This is a genomic window from Mycobacterium sp. WUMAC-067 (genome assembly GCF_020217485.1).
Lineage (GTDB): Bacteria > Actinomycetota > Actinomycetes > Mycobacteriales > Mycobacteriaceae > Mycobacterium.
Genome location: NZ_JAEKMI010000098.1, coordinates 1 through 6,834, shown reverse-complemented (window position 1 = coordinate 6,834; position 6,834 = coordinate 1). Strand labels below are relative to the sequence as shown.

Sequence of the window (6,834 nt, the reverse complement as noted above, 5' to 3'; positions counted from 1 at the left end):
GAGTTTTCGCGTCGGCTCGTCACGCAGTTGACGTGACCCGTCGGAACTGCGGAAGTGCCAGGTTGCCTCGTGATTCGAAGACCACCTCGACAGCCATACCGACCCGCACTTCATCGACGTTGCATTCGATCACGTTGGTCATCATTCGAGGTCCTTCTTCCAGCTCCACTATCGCCAAGACGTAAGGAGCGGTGAAAGCTGGCGACGGGGCCTGACGGACGACGGTGTAGGTGACGATCGTCGCTTTTCCCGAAGGTTCTTGCCAATCCAGATCCGCAGCCCAGCAGTATGGGCACCAAGGGCGGGGATGATGATGGAATCGCTTGCACTCCCGACATTTCGGGAGCACAAACCGCCCGACAGCTGCCTGCTGCCAGTACACGGCCGTGCTGTCAGTCACGGTGGGCATGGGAGCAGTTGTCACGGCGTCCTCCCCAAGAGTACGGTCGAATGGTCTGCCATCATGCCGCCGTAAGTGTGTACCAATGCTATTTCTGCAGACACTTGACGATCCGCAGCCTTCCCCATCACTTGGCGCGCAGCTTCGATCAGCATCGACATTCCCGACGCGTCGCCGGTGTGTCCGAATGACAGCAGACCCCCGTAGGTGTTCACCGGAAGGTCACCGCCGGGCGCCCCCCGCCCATCCAGGAAGAAGTGGCCACCTTTAGCTGCCGCCACCAGCCCCGTTTCCTCCAACAGCAGTATCGGGTTGATCGTGAAGGCATCGTACAGTTCGGCCACCTGCACGTCCGAAGGCGAAAGATCGGCCATTTCGAACGCGGCACGCGCTGACACGCTGGCACCCATTGTTGCGAAGTCGCTGGTGTGGGTGATGTTGCCGTGATCGTGGTGTTCACCGAAGCCCAATACATAGGCCGGTTGGTCGGTGATTTCCCGCGCGCGGTCACCATGGGCCACTAGGAACACGGCGCCACCTTCACACGGTACTGAGCAGTCCAGCAAATTGAACGGCCACGCGATAGGTCGTGAAGCCAGAACCATCTCGACGGTGAGCGGACCCGCGTTGCGCATCAAAGCATCTGGATGCCGTAACGCCCACTCGCGGCTCGAGACCGCCACGGCGGCAAGAGCATCGCGGCTCGTTCCGCGTTCGGCCATATGCCGCGTGGCGGCTAAGGCGTAAAGGGCTGGGATGAAGCTGCCGTATGGGTACTCAAAGTCCGGGTGGCTGATCATGCGCGCCATTGCGTTGGCGCCGCCTCCCCGCCCCACCTTGGGGAATTTCCCCGCACCGATACAGAGCACCGCGTTTGCAAGGCCGGCGCTGATTGCAAGTGCAGCCCGCGACAGCATGATCGTGTAGGTCGCCCCACCGACGTTGACAGTCTCACAAAAGCGCGGCCGGATGCCCAACACGTCATTGAGGCGCTCGTGGACGAAGATGTCGGCACCCGCACCGCTGGCCATGCCGGACGGGCAAACCAGCAGGCCGTCCACATCGCGGGGACCAAGTGAATGGCTCTGCAGAAACCGACGAAGCACCAACTCCTGCATGCCCGCGCCGTCGTGGCCTTCGTACTTTCCTGGCGGTAGTTCTTCTACTGCGGCGATAGCCGGCTCGCTGGCAAGTGCCCAAGTTCTCACGTTGACCTCATGGAAGCAGCCACCCAAACCTAGTCGACGTTCAGTATGACCGTGGAAGCGCGAGACTATGCTGCGCAACATAATTGAGGATCATCTCCCGGCTGATCGGTGCCGTCCGCATCAACCGCGCCGGTCCCCACAACGTCGCCAACCCGTACTCCGTAGCCAGACCGTTGCCGCCATGCGTCTGAATCGCTTGGTCCAGCGCAAGGATTCCGGCTTCAGCTGCCGCGTACTTGGCCATATTCGCCGCCTCGCCGGCCCCTGCCTCGCCGGCATCGTGTAAGGCGGCCGCCCGTTGGGTCATCAAGCGTGCGAGTTCAACCTGAATTTTGGCGTGCGCCAGCGGATGAGCGACTCCCTGATGTGCCCCTATAGGGGTGTCCCACACCCTGCGCTCCCGGGCGTAGGTACATGCCTTGTTTAACGCGTACCGGCCGATCCCATTGCCCAGCGCCGCCCCCATTATCCGTTCCGGATTCAGACCAACGAATACCTGCCGCAGTCCCTCGTCCCGAGCGCCGATCAAGTTGTCACCGGGAACACGTACATCGTCGAAGAACAGGGTGAACTGTTTCTCCGGTGTCACGGCTTGCACGGGAATCAGAGTCTTCTGCAGGCCGGCAGCGTCCGTGGGAACCACCATCAGCGACAGCCGGCCGCGCCCACGCTCGTCAGTACCCGTTCGGGTGACCACCAAGATGGCTTGCGCCTCGTCCACTCCCGAGATGTAGTACTTGGTGCCACGCAGAACCCAGTCGGCGCCGTCCCGCTTGGCGGTCGTCGCTATGTTGTGCGAGTTTGAGCCCGCGTCGGGCTCGGTGATCGCAAACGACATTATGATCTCGCCGCTCGCAATGCCCGGAAGCCAACGCCGTTTCTGCTCGTCGGTTCCGAACGCTTGGATGATGGTGCCACAAATGGCCGGCGACACCACCGTCATCAACAACGGGCACCCCGCCGCCGCCAACTCCTCTCCCACGGCATGCAGTTCGTAGATACCCCCACCGCCACCGCCGTACTCCTCGGCAATATTCACCCCGAGAAAACCTTGCTTACCTACCTCCTGCCACAGTTCCGTAGACTTCTCGCCCCCCAGGGATTTGGTCAGGTAGTAATCGTGGCCGTACGACTTCCCGATGGCCGCAACCGCCGCCCGCAGATCCCGCCGTTCCTGGCTCTCTGATATCTCCATACCGCTCAACCCCTTGAATCACCCGCAGGTCCGGGTTTGCACCGGCCACGACAAACTTCAGGCGACACACCGAGGAATTCGAGGGAAGCTTCCGTCACCGCTCGACAGCAGCGTAATCGCCCGGTGATACGTTATCGGCCGTTAACATTGACGCGCAAGTCCGCGTGTCGGTAGTGCGTCGACTTCCAGTGACCGGCTTTACGCCACGCCGGATACGTGATTTCTCGGCAGCAGCCGGAGTCGTTCTAATCCCCAGCCCATGAGCAGAAAGGCAATCTCGCCCCTCTGGCGTGGCGCAACGTCGACAACTTCGGGAAGCTCGATTCGCTTGACCCGGACGCCGGGCCTCGGGTCACTGCCGAGCGGTGTCAAGACAGCGTACGCTAACGCCAATTAACAGGCCCGCGGCCAAGAGCTTTGCGGTCGACGGCCGGGGACAGAGAGGAGGAAAACACGATGCCCGGAACGATGCTGATTGCTGCGGGGGTCACCGGCAAAGGACGGCTGGCCGGGCGCGCCGCATTCGTGCCCTTTGTCGATCCGGCAGTCGGCGGGATACCGCCAAGCGCGCCGCCGCCTAGTGCCGACATCGCGGCGGCAAGCGCCGAGGCGGCGCAGGAGTGCGCATGAGTGCCAGCGTGCGGATCGGTGCTGGTGCCGGCTATTGGGGTGACATGGTGGATCCCGCGGTGGAACTCATTGAGCAGGGCGGTGTCGAGTTTGCCTGCTTCGACCTGCTGGCCGAGTTGACCGTTGCGCTCCTTACCCGTGCCAAGATGCGTGACCCGGGTAAAGGGTACGTGCCCGATGTCGAACCCATTCTGCGTCAGGCGCTGCCCGCTGCCCGCCGTAACGACGTCGGCATCGTGACCAATGGGGGCGGAGCGAACCCGGGTGCCGCCGCACTGGCCGCTGCGCGAGTGGCCTGTGACGCCGGATATCCCGACACCCGCATCGGAACCATTGAGGGCGACGACTTGACGGGGAGAATCGCCGAAATCAGGGATTCGGGTTGGCAATTCGCGCACCTTGAGTCCGGCGAAGAAGACATCGACCGCATCGCCGACCGGATCGTCGCTGTCTCGGCGTACACCGGCTCCGACGGGATCATTGACGCACTTGACGGCGACGCCGATGTCGTGATCGGCGGCAGGCTTGCCGACTCTGCGCTTTATTGCGGGCCGCTCATGCGCCACTTCGGGTGGATATTTGAGCGTAATCCCGACCTGATCGGCGCCGCGCTTACCGTCGGTCATGTACTGGAGTGTGCGGGCATCGCGACCGGCGGCATGTCCTCGCAGTGGCGGCTGTCGCGTGATCCGTGGCGGCTCGGGTTCCCGATGGCCGAGATGTCGGCTGACGGCACCGCTGTGATCAGTAAGGTGCCGGGCTCGGGTGGGGTGCTCAACGAGTGGACCATCAAAGAGCATTTGCTTTACGAAGTGCACGACCCGTTCTGCTATTTGCTGCCCGACGGTGTCGTCGACATGGGCGGTGTCGAGGTCAAAGAACTCGGCCCCGACCGCGTGCAGCTCACGGGCATGACCGGCCGCCGACGGCCGGACACGCTCAAGGTGCAGATCGGCTACGAGGACGGCTACCTCGCCGAGGGGCGCACGATGATCCCCTGGCCCGATGCTCTGGAGAAGGCCGACTTCTGCGAGAGGCTAGTGCGCGGCCGCATCAAGTACCTGGGTGTCATTCCGCAGGAGATGCGTTTCGACCGTGTCGGTTGGGACGCGCTGGCCGGCCCGGTGGCCCCACGACCGGCACCCGACGCCCAGCCCAACGAGGTCGAGCTCCGGATGGTGGCCAAGTGCCGCACCCGCAGCGAGGCCGAGGTCGCCCGCCGCGCGATGCTGCTGCCAGCGACGGCCGGTCCGGTGGGTACCGCCTTCGGCGCGCCGCTGGCGGTGCGCAAGGTGATAGCGCTGTGGCCGACCCTGGTACCGCGTGAGTTCGTCCCACAGCACGTCCGTGTCCAGGCCGCCAAGGAGATGCTCGATGCCCACCATTGACGAGTTGGCGTTCGTGCGTTCAGGCGACAAGGGTGACATCTCCAACGTCGTGGTGCTCGCCCGCGACGCCGAGGCTTTTGCCGCGCTGCAACGCGGACTGCGGCCGGAGGCCATCACCTCCTTCATGAAGGGTCTGGTCACCGGAACCGTGACGATCTACACGCTGCCTCGCCTGCATGCGTTCAACATCGTCATGCGGGGAGCCCTCGGCGGCGGCGCAACCGCAACACTGCGCTTCGACGAGACCGGCAAGTCGATGTGTTCGATCCTGTCCCGCATGCCCCTGCCCGAACCCGCCATCGAAGGGAAGGCAACACCGTGAGCTCCCACACCAACGATGTCACCGGGCTCGGGATGGCGTTCGGCACTCTAGAGGAGGGCCGGTCCTGGGTCGGTCGTCGCTCCGAGCCAAAGCAGGCGTGGTTTCCGATCGACCGATCGATGATCCTCTACTACTGCTCTCTGGTTGAGGACGCCAACCCACGGTACTGGGAGGGCGACGAGTGCCCACCGGGCCTGCTGATGACCCTGGGCATGAACCCGCAATGGGCGCCCGCGCACCTGCACCGCGAGGACGGGCTTTTCGCGCTCAACGTTCCCCTGCCCGGCCACCACATCATCAACGCCTCCACCACCACCGAGCTGGAGCGCCGACCCCGAGTCGGTGACCACGTTTGGATAGTCGAGGAGATCGTCTCGCTATCCGACGAGAAGACGACTCGGCTGGGAACCGGCGTCTTCATCACATCGCTTACCACCTACACCGACCAGCACGGCGAGAACATCGCCCGCAACACCAACGTCCTGTTCCGCTACGACACAGCCCAGTAAACCCGGGGGCGCTCATGACCAAGATCAGCACTGCAGACATCAAAGGCCTTACCTTCGATGACGTCATTGTCGGCGACGAGATCACGCCGGTGTCGATTCCTATCACCTACAAGCGGGTCTGCATGAACGCCGCGGCGACGTGGGACTGGTTCCCGGGCCATCACGATCCGGAGTACGCACGCAGCCAGGGCCAGCGAACGATCTACCTGTCGACGCTGTTCTTTCACGGCTTCATCGACCGGGGCCTCACCGACTGGGCGGGCCCCGACGCGCTCCTGCGCCGGCGCAAGATATCGATGATCAAGTCGATCTACCCGGGACAGACCGCGACCCTTACCGGGCGGGTGGTGGCCAAGCGCCAAGACCGCGGAATGCGCCTGGTCGACCTGGAACTGGCAGTGTCCAGCGAGGAGGGCATATGCGTGCCCAGTGAGGCGACCTTGCAACTGCCGGCCGGTCGGCGGTAATCGAGAACTTCGACAGCCGTCGCTGCATCATCGTTGCCTACGTTCCTGCGCCAGCTCGACCGGGGGACGACCCGCTCTGGATCGCGTAGCTCTGCGGCTCTGGCGACGACGGCGCGCGTCGCTTTGAAGGCTGCCGGTAGATCAGTAACAGTGGTTCCTACAAGGCCTGCTTCCTTCTTATACCCACCACTTCAAAGACGACGTGGCCCCGCGCCAGCGACCTCGATCCGCTATACGCGGGCTTTGGGATGCTACAGGGGGCCGCACCAACGAAAAGCTGGCTGGCTTATCGTGATATCCGTTTCCTCGGATTGGGATCCGAGCCTGACAAGCTACCTCATCGCAACATCCGCACGCGGGGTCCTTCGCCCATTGACGCAAGCACTACCGTCCAACCAGTACGGGCTTGCTGTGATGGATCGGGTGCTTCGGGCGGCGCTCATCGCGTCCCGCCCACGCCCAGGACTGCGCGTAAGGCTGGTCGACACCGTCTTCGCCGGCGATCGAGTGAGGGGAGATTGGGTCGTCGCACCGAACGTCAACCCGGACGGGCCACCGATCCTTTACATTCACGGCGGCGCATTTTCGATGTGCTCTCCCAAAACCCATCGCGGTCTGCTGGGCGAACTGTCTGCCGCGTCGCTGCGCCCGGTCTTCGCGGTCCGCTATCGATTGGCTCCGCGTTACCCGTATCCGGCGGCTGCTGACGACGCAC

9 protein-coding genes are annotated in these 6,834 nt (G+C 63.5%); 6 read left to right on the top strand and 3 right to left on the bottom strand.

What is annotated here, in order from left to right:
• Nucleotides 1-19 precede the first annotated feature (19 nt).
• Genes JF781_RS27125 through JF781_RS27115 form a run of 3 tightly spaced genes read right to left on the bottom strand, consistent with a single transcriptional unit; the run spans nucleotide 20 to nucleotide 2,803 of the window.
• Nucleotides 20-400 carry a Zn-ribbon domain-containing OB-fold protein gene (locus JF781_RS27125; RefSeq protein WP_046185921.1) on the bottom strand — a complete coding sequence of 127 codons (381 nt, stop codon included), beginning with the start codon at nucleotides 398-400 and terminating at the stop codon, nucleotides 20-22.
• A 20-nt stretch (nucleotides 401-420) separates the two neighbouring features.
• Nucleotides 421-1,608, bottom strand: a complete 1,188-nt coding sequence (locus JF781_RS27120) for a thiolase family protein (RefSeq protein ID WP_033721567.1) — start codon at nucleotides 1,606-1,608, stop codon at nucleotides 421-423.
• Between the two features lie 40 nt (nucleotides 1,609-1,648).
• Nucleotides 1,649-2,803 (bottom strand): acyl-CoA dehydrogenase family protein, encoded by a 1,155-nt coding sequence (locus JF781_RS27115; protein WP_007172216.1) that lies wholly within the window; start codon nucleotides 2,801-2,803, stop codon nucleotides 1,649-1,651.
• A 456-nt stretch (nucleotides 2,804-3,259) separates the two neighbouring features.
• Between JF781_RS27115 and JF781_RS27110 the strand changes: the two genes are divergently transcribed.
• The 6 genes from JF781_RS27110 to JF781_RS27085 form a co-directional block, all read left to right on the top strand.
• Nucleotides 3,260-3,433, top strand: a complete 174-nt coding sequence (locus JF781_RS27110) for a hypothetical protein (RefSeq protein WP_007172215.1) — start codon at nucleotides 3,260-3,262, stop codon at nucleotides 3,431-3,433.
• On the top strand, nucleotides 3,430-4,821 hold the full coding sequence (locus JF781_RS27105) for an acyclic terpene utilization AtuA family protein (protein WP_033721564.1): 1,392 nt from the start codon (nucleotides 3,430-3,432) through the stop codon (nucleotides 4,819-4,821). Before JF781_RS27110 ends, JF781_RS27105 begins: the two co-directional genes overlap by 4 nt.
• Nucleotides 4,808-5,143, top strand: coding sequence for a hypothetical protein (locus tag JF781_RS27100; RefSeq protein WP_007172213.1), 336 nt, complete (start codon nucleotides 4,808-4,810; stop codon nucleotides 5,141-5,143). The genes JF781_RS27105 and JF781_RS27100 overlap by 14 nt, the downstream gene beginning before the upstream one ends.
• Nucleotides 5,144-5,175: 32 nt before the next feature.
• The gene (locus JF781_RS27095; protein ID WP_170826177.1) at nucleotides 5,176-5,652 is read left to right on the top strand and encodes a MaoC family dehydratase N-terminal domain-containing protein; all 477 of its coding nucleotides are present in this window, start codon (nucleotides 5,176-5,178) and stop codon (nucleotides 5,650-5,652) included.
• A gap of 14 nt (nucleotides 5,653-5,666) precedes the next feature.
• Nucleotides 5,667-6,119 carry a MaoC/PaaZ C-terminal domain-containing protein gene (locus JF781_RS27090; protein WP_007172211.1) on the top strand — a complete coding sequence of 151 codons (453 nt, stop codon included), beginning with the start codon at nucleotides 5,667-5,669 and terminating at the stop codon, nucleotides 6,117-6,119.
• Between the two features lie 423 nt (nucleotides 6,120-6,542).
• The coding region (locus tag JF781_RS27085; protein ID WP_225341335.1) for an alpha/beta hydrolase fold domain-containing protein at nucleotides 6,543-6,834 on the top strand (292 nt) is incomplete at its 3' end.